The organism is Spirosoma radiotolerans (assembly GCF_000974425.1).
Taxonomy (GTDB): Bacteria; Bacteroidota; Bacteroidia; order Cytophagales; family Spirosomataceae; genus Spirosoma; species Spirosoma radiotolerans.
Genome location: NZ_CP010429.1, coordinates 6,481,323 through 6,497,230, shown reverse-complemented (window position 1 = coordinate 6,497,230; position 15,908 = coordinate 6,481,323). Strand labels below are relative to the sequence as shown.

At 45.4% G+C, this 15,908-nt stretch carries 14 protein-coding genes and 1 tRNA gene; 3 read left to right on the top strand and 12 right to left on the bottom strand.

Annotated elements, in window-relative coordinates; translation table 11 throughout:
* Positions 1–46: 46 nt before the first annotated feature.
* Positions 47–1,075 carry a Holliday junction branch migration DNA helicase RuvB gene (gene ruvB / locus SD10_RS26475; protein WP_046578203.1) on the top strand — a complete coding sequence of 343 codons (1,029 nt, stop codon included), beginning with the start codon at positions 47–49 and terminating at the stop codon, positions 1,073–1,075.
* 91 nt (positions 1,076–1,166) lie between these two features.
* On the opposite strand, the gene SD10_RS26470 is transcribed toward ruvB, so the two are convergent.
* From SD10_RS26470 to era, 4 genes are all read right to left on the bottom strand, one after another.
* Entirely contained in the window at positions 1,167–1,475 is a 309-nt protein-coding gene (locus SD10_RS26470; RefSeq protein WP_046578201.1) for an ArsR/SmtB family transcription factor, read from the bottom strand.
* Between the two features lie 216 nt (positions 1,476–1,691).
* A complete protein-coding gene (locus SD10_RS26465; protein WP_227699077.1) occupies positions 1,692–2,696 on the bottom strand; it encodes a DMT family transporter in 1,005 nt (334 codons plus the stop codon).
* Positions 2,697–2,785: 89 nt separating this feature from the next.
* Positions 2,786–4,093 carry a ribosome biogenesis GTPase Der gene (gene der, locus SD10_RS26460; RefSeq protein WP_046578198.1) on the bottom strand — a complete coding sequence of 436 codons (1,308 nt, stop codon included), beginning with the start codon at positions 4,091–4,093 and terminating at the stop codon, positions 2,786–2,788.
* 94 nt (positions 4,094–4,187) lie between these two features.
* The gene (gene era, locus SD10_RS26455; RefSeq protein WP_046578195.1) at positions 4,188–5,108 is read right to left on the bottom strand and encodes a GTPase Era; all 921 of its coding nucleotides are present in this window, start codon (positions 5,106–5,108) and stop codon (positions 4,188–4,190) included.
* 143 nt (positions 5,109–5,251) lie between these two features.
* Here era and SD10_RS26450 point away from each other — a divergent pair.
* A tRNA-Met gene (locus SD10_RS26450) sits at positions 5,252–5,324 on the top strand.
* Positions 5,325–5,523: 199 nt separating this feature from the next.
* Here SD10_RS26450 and SD10_RS26445 read toward each other — a convergent pair.
* The 7 genes from SD10_RS26445 to SD10_RS26420 form a co-directional block, all read right to left on the bottom strand.
* On the bottom strand, positions 5,524–6,528 hold the full coding sequence (locus tag SD10_RS26445) for a sensor histidine kinase (RefSeq protein ID WP_046580195.1): 1,005 nt from the start codon (positions 6,526–6,528) through the stop codon (positions 5,524–5,526).
* A 475-nt stretch (positions 6,529–7,003) separates the two neighbouring features.
* A complete protein-coding gene (locus SD10_RS26440) occupies positions 7,004–7,798 on the bottom strand; it encodes a LytR/AlgR family response regulator transcription factor (protein ID WP_046578193.1) in 795 nt (264 codons plus the stop codon).
* Positions 7,795–8,874 (bottom strand): sensor histidine kinase, encoded by a 1,080-nt coding sequence (locus SD10_RS26435; RefSeq protein ID WP_227699076.1) that lies wholly within the window; start codon positions 8,872–8,874, stop codon positions 7,795–7,797. Before SD10_RS26435 ends, SD10_RS26440 begins: the two co-directional genes overlap by 4 nt.
* Positions 8,875–9,487: 613 nt before the next feature.
* Positions 9,488–10,570 carry a sensor histidine kinase gene (locus SD10_RS26430; protein WP_052731304.1) on the bottom strand — a complete coding sequence of 361 codons (1,083 nt, stop codon included), beginning with the start codon at positions 10,568–10,570 and terminating at the stop codon, positions 9,488–9,490.
* Positions 10,571–10,673: 103 nt separating this feature from the next.
* Positions 10,674–10,841, bottom strand: a complete 168-nt coding sequence (locus tag SD10_RS29765; protein ID WP_158500599.1) for a hypothetical protein — start codon at positions 10,839–10,841, stop codon at positions 10,674–10,676.
* A gap of 49 nt (positions 10,842–10,890) precedes the next feature.
* Positions 10,891–12,249, bottom strand: a complete 1,359-nt coding sequence (locus SD10_RS26425; RefSeq protein WP_046578192.1) for a hypothetical protein — start codon at positions 12,247–12,249, stop codon at positions 10,891–10,893.
* 470 nt (positions 12,250–12,719) lie between these two features.
* Positions 12,720–13,013, bottom strand: coding sequence for a hypothetical protein (locus SD10_RS26420; RefSeq protein ID WP_046578190.1), 294 nt, complete (start codon positions 13,011–13,013; stop codon positions 12,720–12,722).
* Positions 13,014–13,652: 639 nt separating this feature from the next.
* On the opposite strand from SD10_RS26420, the gene SD10_RS26415 reads away from it, so the two are divergent.
* Positions 13,653–14,108 carry a hypothetical protein gene (locus SD10_RS26415; RefSeq protein WP_046578187.1) on the top strand — a complete coding sequence of 152 codons (456 nt, stop codon included), beginning with the start codon at positions 13,653–13,655 and terminating at the stop codon, positions 14,106–14,108.
* Between the two features lie 442 nt (positions 14,109–14,550).
* On the opposite strand, the gene SD10_RS26410 is transcribed toward SD10_RS26415, so the two are convergent.
* Entirely contained in the window at positions 14,551–15,585 is a 1,035-nt protein-coding gene (locus SD10_RS26410) for a sensor histidine kinase (protein WP_046578186.1), read from the bottom strand.
* Positions 15,586–15,908 lie beyond the last annotated feature (323 nt).

The window sequence follows — 15,908 nt, the reverse complement described above, 5'->3', positions numbered from 1 at the left end:
CCTGTTTTTGGGGTGTATTTAACGCGGGTTTGTACCAATCAAAACCATGCGAAACGACTTTTTGAAAGGTTCAGGAGACGGGATGACCACCACGGATAAAGAGATTGAGCGGGCGCTCCGGCCGCTTTCGTTCGAGGACTTTACGGGGCAGGCTAAAATTCTCGATAACCTCGAAGTGTTTGTGAGAGCGGCTATGCAACGGGGCGACGCCCTGGACCATGTGCTGCTACATGGCCCACCAGGCTTGGGCAAAACGACGCTATCGCACATCATCGCGAACGAACTTAATGCGGGTATCAAAATGACCTCTGGTCCAGTGCTCGACAAGCCCAGTGATCTGGCTGGTCTGCTGACGAACCTACAGCCTAACGACGTACTCTTCATTGACGAGATTCACCGGCTCAATCCCATTGTAGAAGAGTATCTGTACTCGGCAATGGAGGATTACAAGATTGATATTATGCTCGACTCCGGGCCCAACGCCCGAACCGTTCAGATTAAACTCAATCCATTTACGTTGATTGGCGCGACTACTCGCGCTGGTATGCTCACTTCGCCGTTGCGAGCCCGTTTTGGCATCAGTGCCCGGCTGGAATATTACGATGCTAAACTGCTAACCAGTATTGTACAGCGTTCGGCGGCTATTCTGGGAACGCCCATTGATGAAACAGGGGCCTATGAGATTGCACGCCGGAGCCGGGGCACACCACGGATTGCCAACAATTTGCTGCGCCGAACCCGCGACTTTGCGCAGGTTAAAGGAAATGGCTATATCAATGTAGAAATTGCCGAGATCGCTCTTAGCGCATTGGAAGTGGATCAGAACGGACTCGACGATATGGATATTCGTATTCTGACGACTATTATCGAGAAGTTCAAAGGGGGGCCGGTTGGCCTGTCCACCATTGCTACCGCCTGTGGAGAAGAGTCTGAAACAATCGAAGAAGTATACGAGCCGTTTTTGATTCAGGAAGGCTTTTTAAAGCGGACCTCTCGTGGCCGTGAAACAACCGAGAGAGCCTATATTCACCTGGGCCTTACACCACCTTACAGGCCGGGGGAATTATTCTCCTAAGAGACACTAATACTAGTTTGAAAAAAGGTACTAAAGGGCTATGAGAATGGCTTCTTTGGTACCCTTTTTCTGTTGATTTATAGGCATCAACTTAGTTGAGTATCTTGCTCTTATAGATACAATCGATTACTTCCGCAACCGCCGAATCGACCAGAAAATAGTAAATATTTTTGCCGCTTCGCCGGATATCGAGAATGCCCTTGTCGCGCATATTGATCAGGTGATGGGAGATAAGTGACTGTTCTGCGTTCAGGTTTTTGTAGATCGCGGATACATTTAGTTCTTTGTTTTCATTCAGCATTTGAATGATTCTGATACGCAACGGGTGCGCCACAGCTTTGAGTACATACGCGGCTTTATCAATCCGCTTTTCATCATCAATTACTTTGTCAGTTGCCATAATAACGTGATTTCTTTTATGAGGTATAGTGAATGAAAGGTAAGCTTTAATAATTACTAAGGTGCTGAAAGTGAGTTTGAATTTATTTAATGGTTGTTTTTTAAATCCTATAATATAATGATAATGTTTTTATGTGTCCAATTGGTAACTTTTTGGTAAGTAAAAGAGGGACGTTTTTGAGTATAAATACTTAAGGTTTGGGTTACTAGTTACATGCTATTTTCCGCGCCAGCCGATAAGAAATACGCCAGCTAATACCAAAAAAGTGCCCGCTACTTGTGCGTAACTAATCGTCTCATGAAGCACTGTGGTCGACAGGATGATGGTAAAAATGGGGCCAACACTGGCAATAATAGATGCGTTGCCTGACCCCACTCGTTTAATGCCTTCGGCAATCATAAACGTTGGTATCACGGTCACAAAAATAGCCATGCCAAGTCCCAGAAAATAAACGGGTACAGGATAATGAGTCAACTGTAAACCGTTGTGTAAGGCGCAATGCAAAACGGTTGGAATCGTAGCTGCCATCATCGCATAACACGTGTATCGTTGTGAGCCAACCCAATTGATCACCCGGTCGCTGCCCACTAAATAAATAGCATACACAAGTCCACTCAAAACGACCCAGAATGCTCCCAGGGCAACATTTTTTTGTATTGAGCTTTCAACGTTACCCCAGAAGGCCAATACAATGCCAGCATAGGTAAGTGCCAGTGCGATAAGTTGTAAACGGGTCACCCGTCGGCCAAAACCGATGGCGTTCATCAACAGCACAAACGTTGGGTAAACAAAAAGAAGAATTCGCTCCAGACTGGCTGTAATGTAGACCAATCCGAGAAAGTTGAAAAAACTGGCAAGATAATAGCCTGTTATTCCCAGCATAGCCAACGTCGCCCATTGTTTTGTAGTAAGGTGCAGAGGTGGCTGTGTACGAGCCAACTGAATGGAAATGGCTATATAAAACGGCAAGGCGAAAAGCATTCGCAGCGTCAATAGCGAAATGGCATCGATCGGATACTGATAAGCGAGCTTGATTAAAATGCCCTTCATGGCAAAACAAAAAGCCGCTAAAAAGACTAAACCGGCGCCAAGCCAGTAGCGAGAGCGGGCGGGTTGCAAAGCCATAGAGAAATCAGTATCGGTTAGAAAATAAGAAAAGGCCAGAAAGTGATTGATGCATAAGTGTTCATGCATCAACTTCCTGACCTTTTCGGCGTACACAAATCCAGATGTGTTACGTTGAGAAGTTGGTACGGCTGGCCGTTTCTACTAACAGAAGCCAATAAACCGAGACTCACCTGAACATAACCTTATTTCTGTCGGAAAAAGACTGTAATCGGGACACCTGTAAAATCGAAGTGCTCGCGAAGTCTGTTTTCCAGGAACCGCTGATACGATTCCTGAACGTACTGAGGCAGGTTACAGAAAAATATAAACGTTGGGGAAGGCGTAGGGACCTGTACCATGTACTTGATCTTTACGAATTTCCCTTTCATACTTGGCGGAGGAAACTTCTCAATTTCTGCCTGCATAGCCTCGTTTAATTTTGAGGTAGCAATTTTCTTGGTTTTGTTTTCATACACTTCCATCGCCTTTTCCATGACCTGGAAAATTCGCTGTTTCTCATGAACCGAGGCAAAAATGATGGGCACATAATCGATCGGCATCATCCGCTGAATCATCTCTTTGCGCAGCACATCGGCCGTGCGGTGATCCTTTTCAACAGCATCCCACTTGTTGACCATAATCACGACACCCTTTTTGGCTTTTACTGCCTGGCCAATGATGTTGAGATCCTGAGCTTCCAGGCCTCGCGTAGCATCGAGCATGATGATACATACATCCGAGTCTTCCATAGCTTTGATGGAACGCAGAACCGAGTAGAACTCAATGTTGGAGTCAATTCTGGCTTTCCGCCGAATACCGGCCGTATCGGTCAGAATAAAGTCTTTTCCGTAAGCTTTGTAACGGGTATTGATCGCATCGCGGGTGGTTCCGGCAATATCCGTGACAATACTGCGCTCCTGTCCGGTCAGGACATTCAGGAACGATGACTTTCCGACGTTCGGACGGCCCAGAATCGCGATGCGTGGAATACCGGCATCGGGATCTTCGACGCCGTCGCTCTGAAAGTGTTTAACAACTTCGTCCAGCAAATCGCCCGTACCGGTTCCGGTTTGCGACGAAATGGCATACGGATCGCCCAGGCCCAGCGCATAAAACTCTGCCGACGCATGGGCGCGTTCAGCCGTTTCAGCCTTGTTGGCGACGACATAAACCGGCTTTTTTGACCGGCGTAGCACGTCGGCGAAGTCTTCGTCAAGACCGGTAATGCCCGTCTGCGTATCCACTACAAATAACAGGACGGTAGATTCCTGAATCGCCATTTCGACCTGTTCGCGGATGGACTCTTCGAAAACATCTTCGGAGCCAACGACATAGCCACCGGTATCGATGACGGTAAAATATTTGTCATTCCACTCGGCCGTGCCATAATGCCGGTCGCGTGTAACGCCACTTTGGTTGTCCATGATGGCCTGTCGCTGTTCCGTCAAGCGGTTAAACAGCGTGGACTTGCCCACGTTTGGGCGGCCAACGATTGCAACGATGTTTGCCATGATTTTTTTAGTGGTTACTGATTCGTGCCAGACCGCCCTTGCGGTTGGCTGCTGGTGACAGGTTAGGTCAACACCAGCTAGTGATTACCAGCCACTATTCGTCATACCCCAGCCGCTTGAGCATACGCTCTTTTTGCCGCCAATCGGGTTCTACTTTAACGAATTGTTCCAGATATACTTTTTTGCCAAAGAAGCGTTCGAGCTCTTCGCGAGCCATAATGCCTGTCTTCTTTATCATTCGGCCACCTTCGCCGAGCAAAATTGCCCGCTGGGTAGCCCGTTCAACCAGAATTTCGGCCTGAATAACGATAATATCGTCTTTCTCATTAAATCCTGTTACAACAACTTCACTACTGTAGGGTACTTCTTTCTTATAATTCAGGAAAATTTTCTCCCGAATAATTTCTGAAGCAAAGAACCGCTCGGGTTTGTCGGTCAGTTCGTCTTTCGGAAAATAAGGGGGATGCTGGGGTAGCCGACTCATAACGGCTTCAAAGACACGGTCGGTGTTAAAGGCATTCAGCGCTGAAATCGGAATGATTTCCTGGGCGTTGAAATGCTCCTGCCAATAGTCGATTTTTTCGTTTACCTGTGCCTGCGTAGCCTGATCAATTTTGTTGATGATCAGGACAACAGGTACTTCCGATTTCTGGAGCCGTTCAATGACATCATTTTCGTCGTGCTGCTCAAAAATATCGGTTACGAACAACACCACGTCAGCATCTTCAATAGAGCCGCGTACAAAACTCATCATGGATTCATGAAGTTTATACAACGGTTTAATGATACCGGGGGTGTCAGAATAAACGAGTTGGAATTCCTGTCCGTTGTGGGTTCCGTTAAGAATACCCATAATGCGGTGCCGGGTGGTCTGTGCCTTAGCGGTAATAATCGACAACCGCTCCCCGACGAGTTGATTCATCAGCGTTGATTTGCCTACATTGGGCTTACCGACTATACTGACGAAGCCAGCCTTATGGTCGGCTGGGAAATTGGCAATGATTTCTGTATTCATTCTTAGGTGATCCCGCTGGCTGATTACCAGTGGCTTTAGGAAACAACTCTCTCTGGGAAAAAATCGTTTCGGTTGTGCTAAAAACTTTTTTACAAAGGTAGTTGGATTTCTATAAAATTGTTGTACTTTTGCAAACCAAACACCGCGGGATGGAGCAGTTGGTAGCTCGTTGGGCTCATAACCCAAAGGTCGCTGGTTCGAGTCCAGCTCCCGCTACTAGATAAGTCCTTAAATAACTGTATAGCAGTTGTTTAAGGACTTTTTGTTTTAGTTGGGGCTGGAAAGCCTACTTTCAGGTACTACGCTAAGGCTTTTGATTCAATTTATGAATTTTGTCTGAGTACCATAAATAAGGCTAATCAACAGTATACGGTTCAGCTATAAACTACTTGGAGTAACAACAGGAATAAAATGACTAGTGTGATTTATCCTCAGTAGTGACTGAAAGAAGTGGTAAGGTGACAGTGAACCATTTGTCGTCCATTTCCACCTCGACAGGCTGGACAGGCCATTGGCGATATTTTGCCCTTAGATTGGCCAGGTTGTGGGGATAAATATTTAACGTTTTCTTCTTAGGCTGAAGCGTGTTAGTCACACGGATAGAAGTTTCGCCAATGAGACTCAGCTGAATGAACAATGGCCGATTGGTTGTCATCAGGTTGTGTTTCATTGCGTTGTCGATAAGTGTTTGCAGACTAATAGGAGGAAGGCACCCTTGTATAGAACATGTTAAAGGTGGCAATGTAATTTGGATTGATTCACCATATCGAGTCTGTAAAAGTTCAGCGTAGGTCTGGATAAAATTCAGTTCATCGGCAAGGGGTACCAATGGTTGGTTACCCGTCTTTAATAGATACCTGTACACTTTTGCCAGATTGTCTACAAAGCGTTCGGCCAAAGCTCTGTCCTCCCCGATTAGAGCGGAAATCGCATTTAGGCTATTGAACAGGAAATGGGGGTTAACCTGCCATTTTAAGGCATCATATTGCTGTTGAAGGGCATGATGTTTCAGTTGTTCAATTTCCGTTTGCCGCTCCTGCCATTGCGAGTAAATGTGGACCAGGCCAATCGCGAGACATAAGAAGAACACAAAGGCGCAGCCAAACAAAACAATCAGTTTTAACCGCTCAACGGAAAACACAACGCCACTTCCAGGAATGATACTGAACACCCATAGATCAAAAACAGCCATAATGAGCATAACAACTTCCAAAATCAGTACCATAACAGCCAGGCGCTGGCCAGCCTGTCGTTGTTCAGGAAACTGCCGGATGACCCATCGACCAGCCAGGTTGAATCCAAAGACGCCTACCCAATAAATGAATATACCCGTAGGCGTACCTACCGCAAACGTCTGTAGATCATGGTAGTACCGATCACCCATAAACAAATAGATTCCGGCTGGGAAGTCTAAAACCATGAGTATAGTATAGAACAACCACTCCCGCTCTGAGAAAAAAGCAGGGCGGAATTTATCCAGGAAACGTGCGAGCGATTGATATGATGGGAGTATGTTCATCATGAGCAATGGTCTTCCACCTCCATACTTGTTCTGAGTTAAAGCAGTGCCCCGATGAGAAGGTAGTAGTAGCTAGAAAGATAGCATATCCATTAATTATTTGTGGTCACTATTCCCGGGGAAAAGTTATATCATTATTTAATTACATCGTAAGTGGTTTTATAATTCTACAGCTACGCCTGGCTTCAGCGCTGAAACCCCGTAGCCTGCCTTAACAAATCCACCGAATTGCTCATTGAAATAGTTTTTTTCGTATGTTAAAGTAGTCTACAAAGACACCAATGAATGTGGTGAATGTCGGATATGAGCTGATTTTGTCACTTCTTGAATCACCAGTAAGGTGATTAGGCCATCTCGATATGAATGGGCGCGTGTCTTATTTACCCATCCAGACTTTAAAATCAGAAACCTTTTCCCGGCTTACCAGCGCTTCTTTATCGAAAGCTGGTTTTAGCGTTAATGCCAGCCGATTGCCAAAATAGGGTTGAATCTGCTCAACCGCGCCGTGCGTAAGAATAAGGCCCCGGTTTGGGCGGAAGAATTGCACCGGGTCAAGCGAATCGGCCAGTTCGTCGAGCGTATAATCGACCAGAAATTTCTGGTTTGTTCGGGTTCGGAAAAAGCTGAAACGTTCGTCGGTGTAGAAATAAAGAATGTCGCCAACTTCGACCGACAGTAGTTTTTGCCCCTGTTTCACCAGAAAGCGTTTCCGATATTCTTTGGTGGATGAACTACCCTGACCCTGAAGTTCCCGCAGAAGCTTTTCAATGTTTAGCGGCTGTAACTCCAGGTCTGATGAAGCCTGCCCGCTAACCTTGGTCAGATCGTGGAGTTTTTTCAGACTTCGCTGTAAATCTTCCCGTTGTATGGGTTTCAACAAATAATCAATGCTGTTGACTTTAAAGGCCTGCAACGCATACTCGTCGTAAGACGTCGTGAAAATAACCCGGCTACGGATCTCTACTTGCTCAAATATTTCAAAACTTTGTCCATCCGCCAGTTCGATATCCATGAAAATCAGATCGGGGGGAGTATTTTCCCGTAACCAACTGACAGAATCTTCAATACTTGCCGTTACACCCTGCACGATCAGGGTGGGATCGACTTCGGCAACTAGTTTGCGGAGTTTACGTACCGCTAGTTCTTCATCTTCAATAATGAGTACGTTCATAATCGTATTGTATTTAAAAGGGGGAGGATAACTGTAAAATAGCCGTCTGTTTCGTCGATACGAATTTCTAGTGGCATTGTATAATGTTGCGCCAACAGGCGGTACCGAGCCTGAATGTTACTCAGACCAATTTGATTGCTCAACACCCGGCGAGTAGGTTTTCGCTGAAGGTTGTTCCGTACAAGCAGTTGGCCATCGGGTGTCGATTTAATTTCAATCGTCAATGGTTTACTAACATGAATGACGTTATGCTTCACCGCATTTTCAATCAGCATTTGTAGCGAAAGTGGAGGTAATAATCGGATTTGATCACTTTCGTTAACCGCAATAGCCAATTGTATACCTTGCCCGTAGCGAGTCTTGAGCAAATGGAAATACGAATGAATAAAGGTCAGTTCCGTACCCAGAAGCGTTAGCTCGCCATCACCAGTAGCCGAAACGTCGGTCGTAGGTAAACTAGTCGAATTAGTCTCCACGCCCCGGTTAGTCTGGAGAAGGTAGCGATACACTTTGGCCATCTCGTTCACAAACTCTTCAGCGCGTTCTGGTTCATCGGCAATGAGCGAAGAAAGTGAATTGAGGGTGTTGAACAAAAAATGCGGATTCACCTGATTCTTCAGGCTCTCATATTGACTTTGTAGATTCACTTTTTTGAGTTGCTCTTTTTCAAGCATATTCTCGCGCCATTTAGTCAGTGAATAGATGCTTTCATAAGCTGCCACTGAAATCAGATTGACCACTACGTTAAAAAGCAAAATATGTCTCACAACTCCCGGCTGATATACATACGCAAACAGGTGGAACTGTGTGTAAAACCATAAAGCACTTAGTATGATAAGCAACGAAATGCTCATGAAAGCTACTAGCAACAGTATTAGTCGGGTAGCTGTTTGCTTAAGACTCGGATATTGATCCGTAATCCGTTTGGTAACCTGATCGAGAATCCACTGGCAAAAAAAACCTAGGGTGGCATTTAACCCAGTGGCCCCAACAAACGTAGACCAGTCGCTCAAGTAGTGGGGCCCCAGCAGCAGGTAAGTTACCAGCGGGATAAACCAGGGAAATAATAATATCATTTGCCACCACACCTGTTTCGATGGCCAGTACCAAGGCCGGGCAACGCCAGGTCGTATGGATGTATCGGGCAGAGTGGGACTATTTATCGACATCATGCAACTTCATAACCTAAACTAAGAAAATCAAGCTAACTTACTGTAGGTAGGCCCGACCTCCTAGTCAATACTGATTCAACCGTTATTTGGATCGCTTGGGGTGTCTGAATTTGTGTTGGAATTGGCGGGCGTTAAAATCAGGTTTGAATGGGTTTGGTAGCCAGTTAAGAGAGGTATCAATCAGGATCGAATGCGGCAGGTTTGTACCTCTTGATCGGTAACCATCGGTCGTACACCTATCGAAGGGATGATTACCCACCAGAAACAGGACCGGCATCATCAGAATATGATGCCCGAGTTCACGGCATATGAGGAGTTGTTTCGATGGAAGCCAGTCGATCATGAATAGTAGGCAAATCTGGTAAAATCTGATCACTTCGGCAGGATCAACTTAAAATTAAGGGTTCGGCCTGCATTCGTCGTGCCATACCGGAATGAATTGCGGTAGGTCATGCCTGAATTGAGAAAATTTACGTATGAATTGTAATGGGATAGCAGGCCCGTTACTGCTTGGAATTTAACCCTCGGCCAGCAGCGGGAGCGAAACAATGAAGTGAGTTGGTGATTCCTCAATAATGGGCTCGGGCAAATTCAGCCGGCGGTAGTTGTTCATTACCGTTGATAAGCCCGTTGAACTCGTTTCTACACGGATCGTCTTTCGCTGGAGCGTATTGCTGATTATCAAGAGATCTCCATCAGTTCTAACATCGATAATCAGCGGTAGGACAGGCGTCATGATATTATACTTAATAGCATTATCGATCAGAGTTTGGAGCGTTAGGGGAGGAAGTTGCCCTTGTCGACAACCGGATGAAATGTATGATGTCAAATGGATCGAACTGCCGTAGCGCATACCCAGCAGACCGGCGTAGATTTCCACAAAATTTAGCTCATCCTCCAGCGGTATTAAGGCCTGAGTATTGGCTCGAAGCATATACCGATACACCATCGATAACTGATCGACAAAGCGTTCGGCTTGGGCGGTATCTTCACCAATTAGTAACGACACGGAATTCAGTGAATTAAATAAAAAGTGTGGATTCACACGGTCTTTCAACGCGTCGTACTGTTGCTGAAGGGCCTCCCGTTTCAATTGCTCATTTTCGGTTTGTCGATCTTGCCACTGCGAGTACATATAAAACATGCCTAGTGCTAAACAGAAAATGGGGCTAGCCACGCTGCCGAACAACCAAAGTGGCACCACAGCGTCCCATGAGAATTGAACGCCAGTACCCGGAACCAGACTAAACAACCAAAGATCGAGCACAGCAGTAGCGGCCATGATGAGACCGACAGATAAAAGCATACTCACAAATCGAATACCCGCCTGCTGAATCAGGGGAAACTGGCAAATGACCCAACGAACGGCCAATGTAAAAAGGACTACAGTATACCAGTAAACAAGCACATTCACGAGTGAACCAACCGTGAACGTGATGGGATCATGAAAGTAACGCTCGCCCATGATGAAATACGCGCCGACAGGAAGAAGTAACGGCATCGACCCTAAATGGAACCACCACTCAACATGGGAGAATAAAGCCGGGCGATGCTGCTCAACAAAACGGGCGAATTTCTGAAATAGACTGGGCAACGTCATAGCGGATAAAAACCGAAAATAAAGGCTAAATCCGAGAAAACCGATTGCATCATTGGTAATCCGTCTTCAGTTAAGCGCCTGGAAACGGATTACCAATGACTACTTACAATTTGTAGAGGCTGGCTTGTGCATTGCTCGTAAACGTATTTACCGAATTGGCATCGGCGTTGAGCGTGGCATCGGAGGTGTACATTATTCCATAGCCTCCGCTGTTGCTGATACGACTGTTTTTTACCGTTAGCGCGGCACATCGTCCTCGGAGAAAATTCATGATAAAGAAATTAATAAGATTATGAGATAAGAAGAATCAGAATGATTTTCTATTCTCGGGCAACGACCGTAAGCCGACCGCTTACCGACATCGTTTTATGCTCGTTGACGGTGCAGGTTTCTGCGTTGTAACTATGCTTGGTCACAACGCGTCCGCTTAGTTGAAGAATTACTTTTGCTGTGCCATTTGACCGTTCAACTTTAACCACCTGAATGGCACCTGATTCGGTTTTCGGAATAAGACAGGTCGAATAAATGGATGATCCTTCTAATTCGTCTCCTTTACCCGCTCCATTCAGAACACTGATTGAAGTGCCTTCCAGAAGTTCTAAGTCATTTGAAAACGGATGCGCCCCTATTGAAAGGCTGTTCAGAAACAGGGATATACTGCCGCTTTTGCCTGTCGAATCGACGCCCGTAGCCGTTACCATAAGATGCCCATTGATAAAACCTCCGCTTGGCGTTACGTTGTCGTATGAGTGACCATTTATCACTAAGTTACTTTCACCAACCACCTTAATGGTAGAAGATAACAGCAGTTGAGCGTTGTTAGGACCTTCTAACTGTACGGTAACAATGACCGGATTAGTGGCCGGTACTTTATCACTGGGAGCAGTATACACCACTTTTAACGTCTTGGAGTCGTACGTGAAGCCTACTTTACCATCCTTGGATTTGGCTTGTTCCGGGTGTGAATAGCTGTTCCCATTTAAGAGCACATCCCGCACATTTCTGATCTCCGCAGGGCGGTTATACAGTTCAACATTTACGTCCTTGATGTCTGTATTACCCCAAGGCTCTTTATCGGTACATCGATTGAGTGTCAACTCCCGTACTTGTCCCAGATAGACTGTATCCTGAACAGGAGTTAACTGATAGTAAGTTATCAGGGCAGCCCACCGGTCTAATCGCTTGGCTTTACTGGTAATTGTGCGGTTCGTTTTGTCAACTACCGCCGACTGTTTTACTGTCCAGATGTGCCGATCATCCTGTCCGGCCAACCCAAGCGCGTCTGGAGTAGTTCCGACTAATTCGTTCTCATTGTAGTGATATACAAAGGTAATGGGTTGATTCAGCGTTAGGGTATCTGGGCCAAACTGGTACCCGATCCCAATGCCATTAATAGCCTTGTTTTGAATTGGTTGAACCGTAATTGGCGTTTCTTTGGCGAGTGCCCCGACAGGAAAGATGAGTGTTAACTTGCCATCAGGCGTTGAAATCGTTCCGCCAGACTTTCCTATTGTTTTTGTCGTGGGTGTCCCTATGGGTTGGCCTACTTCAGTTGGTGTTCCGGTTGATGTGTCGGGTTGACCTGGGGATGGACCATCAGGGTTAACCGCATCCGTTGGCTTCTGGCAGGAGAGAAAGCTGCCTAGTAGCAAAATAAGTAAAATATGAATTGGCTTCATGGCTAAAAATAGGTACGTAGAATGGTCGTAAGAGCGCTGTAGATTGATGCTGGTTGGTATACCCCTCCGCTTATGCTATTGCAGCGTAGGGTTGACTTTGTTCCTAAGAAATTTGTCGTAACTGACTGTTGGTAAGCACTATTATTGATAAAGCCCAAGGCATTGCGAATCAGAGTCGGGGTTAGGGCCAGTGCGATTCCGTTGAAAAGCGGGCTCGTTACTAAAGTGAGGGTATGTTTATTTTTATAGCCTTTGTCTACACCACAAAAATGGGCTTTCAACCTGGCGTGCTTCAATAAAGACAAGTATCGATGGGTAAATCGGAGAAAAGCGTAACTGGTTTGTAGTGTGATGTTTTGTTACTGTTCCCCGATTAGTCTTTTACGAACGTACTGACACAAAAAATAACTCAGTACCGTTACAGAATGCTATAACGGTACTTCCTATACGTTTAGTTGTTGTCGTGTAACCTACTGGCGTTTTTTTACAGAATTGGTGGCTGTTGGTTGAACCTGTGCCGATGTATTTCGCAAGGGCCTGTAGATGGCCCCGGTAGCGAAGTCAACAACTGCTCCTGGCCAGAATAAAAGCACATCGGCGATAAGTGCACCTACTCGGACTTCGCGTTGTGTTTCACCAGGTAGTGGCTTACGTTTTTGATGATCTGTAACGCGCCCTCCGAATACGGTTGCGCAACTGGTTAATGAACTGGATACTGTGATCGCTGCCAACGCCAATACAGTGATCTTCTTAATAGATTTCATAAGTACTTGTTGTTTTTGGTTTAAAAAGTGGATTTCACTAGAATGGAATGTCCAGTTGAGGAAGTGAGAAATTAATTAGAAGTATTCGCTCTCTGGTGATACAAATGTTGCCTACTATTCAGGTCAATTGAAGTAGCGAATGAGCTAGCTGTCATAAATGCTGTATCAACCGTGATTCTCGCTTGCTGAATTGACTTTAATAGACGGCAAATGGTACACGAGTTAATCACTGCAAGGGCATGTCCAGACTCGCATTACCAGCTAGTAGTTGAAGATGCAATCAGGCAAAAGTTCGTTTTGCCGAAGCGACCATTTCCCAGCTGAATTTCCGTAGATGGACGAGGTTATTTAATCGTTGGCAATACGTTGAAGCGCAAAACGCCCCGCGTTCTTTTGAACAGAATGAATGGGTTTAGCGAACATCCTGAAAGAGACTTATATAAAAGTTGATCAGCTGCCAGTCTACATGTTTCCTGGCTTTTAAAAGCAAAGATGTTCGGTAACTGCAGTTTATAAACGGATAATAGCAGTTCAGGCAGTTTAACTCCCGGCTCAAACACCAAGCCTCTGGTGGAGGGAGGCAGCGCTCTTAAGTTTGTGGCTGTAATCACATACAAAACTCAAAAACGACAAATAACTATGAAAAAATTATTGCTATTCCTGTTTGTTGCTGTGGCATTCACCGCCTGTAAAAAAGGCAGCGAAGTTGCTCCCCAACCCAATACGGTACTTGCCGATAAGTTTGTGGGCAGCTATAAACTTACCTCATTCCGCTATACCGATTCACAAACGGACCTTGACTTGCCGACCCTACCGACAACCAGTAACGGAAAAATGGTATCGGGAACAGTAACCCTGACGAAAATATCGGATACGAAAGTGAATATGAAACTGCTGCTGAAAACATCCGGGCTAGACGATTACGCGCAGGACTTTGGTGATCTGGATATTAAGCAGGAAGGTTCTGAATATGGTCTGTTTTCCGGCACTACACGCATTGCTGATGCAGAGGGGAGTACCGTTATTTTTAACTACTCGGAGACCGACCAGTCTACAAACGAAACAATGGCGATGGCTTTTGTGGCCAAGCGATAGTACCTGTAGCTTTTACCAACAATAAGCCGACTTCTTGATAGGGGTCGGCTTATTGTTGGTAAAAGCTACAGATCGACGGTTAGTAAATACTAGGTAATTTGTCGTTGGGTATATTGATTATTCATTTGCTAGGTTGATTCAAGATGACTACTTCCCGTTTACTAATCGTTGTGTGAGCTATTTGATCCTGTTTTCAGTATGCTAGCTATACTTCAACGACTATTAGTTAATAGTAACCGGAGACATGGTTATGCTACAGGCGTTTTGTTTTACAGTCATTCCAAGTCCTGGCGTTCTGAATGGGTTATTTAGCGTTTAACTACTTATTCAGGGTATAAAAGCGTATAAATATAGAGGGGAGCCGTTGGAGAAGGATCAATAGAAACGAATCTTTACAAATAGGGCGGTATTAATAAAAGGGATATCAAAGTTGCCAGTAGCACTAGCAATGTGAGTTGAGCAACGGTAGCCGAACGGTGAAATGATCGTCTTCTTCCTGAATAATAATTTCTCTCGGTGTTAACATGCGGTATTTGGCCATAATATTGGCCAGACCAACGCCATTACTGAGCGCACGGATATGTTTGCGTTGAAGATTATTCCGAACTTGTAATTCACCGGCTTTCGTCGTGCCGATTTCAATTAATAAGGGTCGATTAACTAAGACGATGTTATGTTTAACGGCGTTTTCGACGAGCAGTTGTAACGTTAACGGTGGCAGTGGACTCGCCAGCTGATCTTCTGGAACGGTCATTTTTACGCTAACCCCGCTGCCATGGCGCGTTTGGAGCAAGTGGGCGTATGACTCAATGAAGGCTAATTCGGTACGTAGTGAAACTAGTTCCTGGTCGTTTGCCTGGAGAAGATATCGATACATTTTGGAGAGTTCGTCGACAAACTGGCTTGCTTGTGCTGGCGATTCTTCAATCAGAGCTGACAGGGCGTTAAGTGAGTTGAACAGAAAATGAGAATTAACCTGTCCCTTTAGCGAATTGAACCGGGTCTGCCACTGAATTTTTATGAGCTCTTCTTTTTCCTGATAGGTGCGATTCCATTGGCTTAGCAAGTAGTTGCCTTCGTAAATACTGATGTATACGACCTGGTAAAATAACTGGATGCCCAGTGACGTCACATAGTCGACCAGGCCGAGCCAAAGTGTTGGCCGAGAACCTAAAAGCAAGTGAAGTAAAAATCGGAAAAAGACAGCCCCGTTTACAGCTATGGGTGTCAGGACCAACAAGAGCCGAAGTCGCTTAGTCGTTCGCTCCAGACCCGGATGCTGGCGTTGTAAATAACGAATAATAGCACGGTTTAGCTGCCAGAATAAACAGCCAGCCCCTAATCCAACAACTGTTGAGTGGATGAGTGCGAGGGGATTGGCCTGTAGCCAAAAAGCGAGCCGGAAAAATATATTTCCGAACAGAAACAGGCCAATGGGTCCAAGCCAACGAAGACGGGAGTCGTTGGCAAAGATCATAGCTTAAAGCAAGAAAAGACATACTGGTAGCGTAAGCAAATTAATCTCATTCTCGACCAGGAGCTATGAAATTGGGAGATTGGTCCTTTTAACAGGACGAGTTGTTGCATACAGGCCTTTCTATAAACTTTTGTAGGGAAGGTAGTTGTAATCGTCGTCAAATGGGGGGCGTATTAATCGATAAGGCAGCGAATTAGTGACAGTAGCCAAAATAACCAGATGACCTTTTTACTAATTGTGGTTGAATAAATGAATCATTCGGGATTAACAATTGAGGTAGCCAGGTAAACTTAATCGCTCTATTGTTAATCCCGAATGAAACT

Excerpts from the sequence above, each read along its gene's own strand:
- SD10_RS26415 (WP_046578187.1), top strand. The coding sequence starts at position 13,653 with ATGAAAAAATTATTGCTATTCCTGTTTGTTGCTGTGGCATTCACCGCC.
- SD10_RS29765 (WP_158500599.1), bottom strand. The coding sequence starts at position 10,841 with ATGAATTTTCTCCGAGGACGATGTGCCGCGCTAACGGTAAAAAACAGT.
- SD10_RS26445 (WP_046580195.1), bottom strand. The coding sequence starts at position 6,528 with ATGGTTTTAGACTTCCCAGCCGGAATCTATTTGTTTATGGGTGATCGG.
- SD10_RS26440 (WP_046578193.1), bottom strand. The coding sequence starts at position 7,798 with ATGAACGTACTCATTATTGAAGATGAAGAACTAGCGGTACGTAAACTC.
- SD10_RS26430 (WP_052731304.1), bottom strand. The coding sequence starts at position 10,570 with ATGACGTTGCCCAGTCTATTTCAGAAATTCGCCCGTTTTGTTGAGCAG.
- SD10_RS26470 (WP_046578201.1), bottom strand. The coding sequence starts at position 1,475 with ATGGCAACTGACAAAGTAATTGATGATGAAAAGCGGATTGATAAAGCC.
- ruvB (WP_046578203.1), top strand. The coding sequence starts at position 47 with ATGCGAAACGACTTTTTGAAAGGTTCAGGAGACGGGATGACCACCACG.
- SD10_RS26420 (WP_046578190.1), bottom strand. The coding sequence starts at position 13,013 with ATGAAATCTATTAAGAAGATCACTGTATTGGCGTTGGCAGCGATCACA.
- era (WP_046578195.1), bottom strand. The coding sequence starts at position 5,108 with ATGAATACAGAAATCATTGCCAATTTCCCAGCCGACCATAAGGCTGGC.
- SD10_RS26410 (WP_046578186.1), bottom strand. The coding sequence starts at position 15,585 with ATGATCTTTGCCAACGACTCCCGTCTTCGTTGGCTTGGACCCATTGGC.
- der (WP_046578198.1), bottom strand. The coding sequence starts at position 4,093 with ATGGCAAACATCGTTGCAATCGTTGGCCGCCCAAACGTGGGCAAGTCC.
- SD10_RS26435 (WP_227699076.1), bottom strand. The coding sequence starts at position 8,874 with ATGATATTATTATTTCCCTGGTTTATCCCGCTGGTAACTTACCTGCTG.
- SD10_RS26425 (WP_046578192.1), bottom strand. The coding sequence starts at position 12,249 with ATGAAGCCAATTCATATTTTACTTATTTTGCTACTAGGCAGCTTTCTC.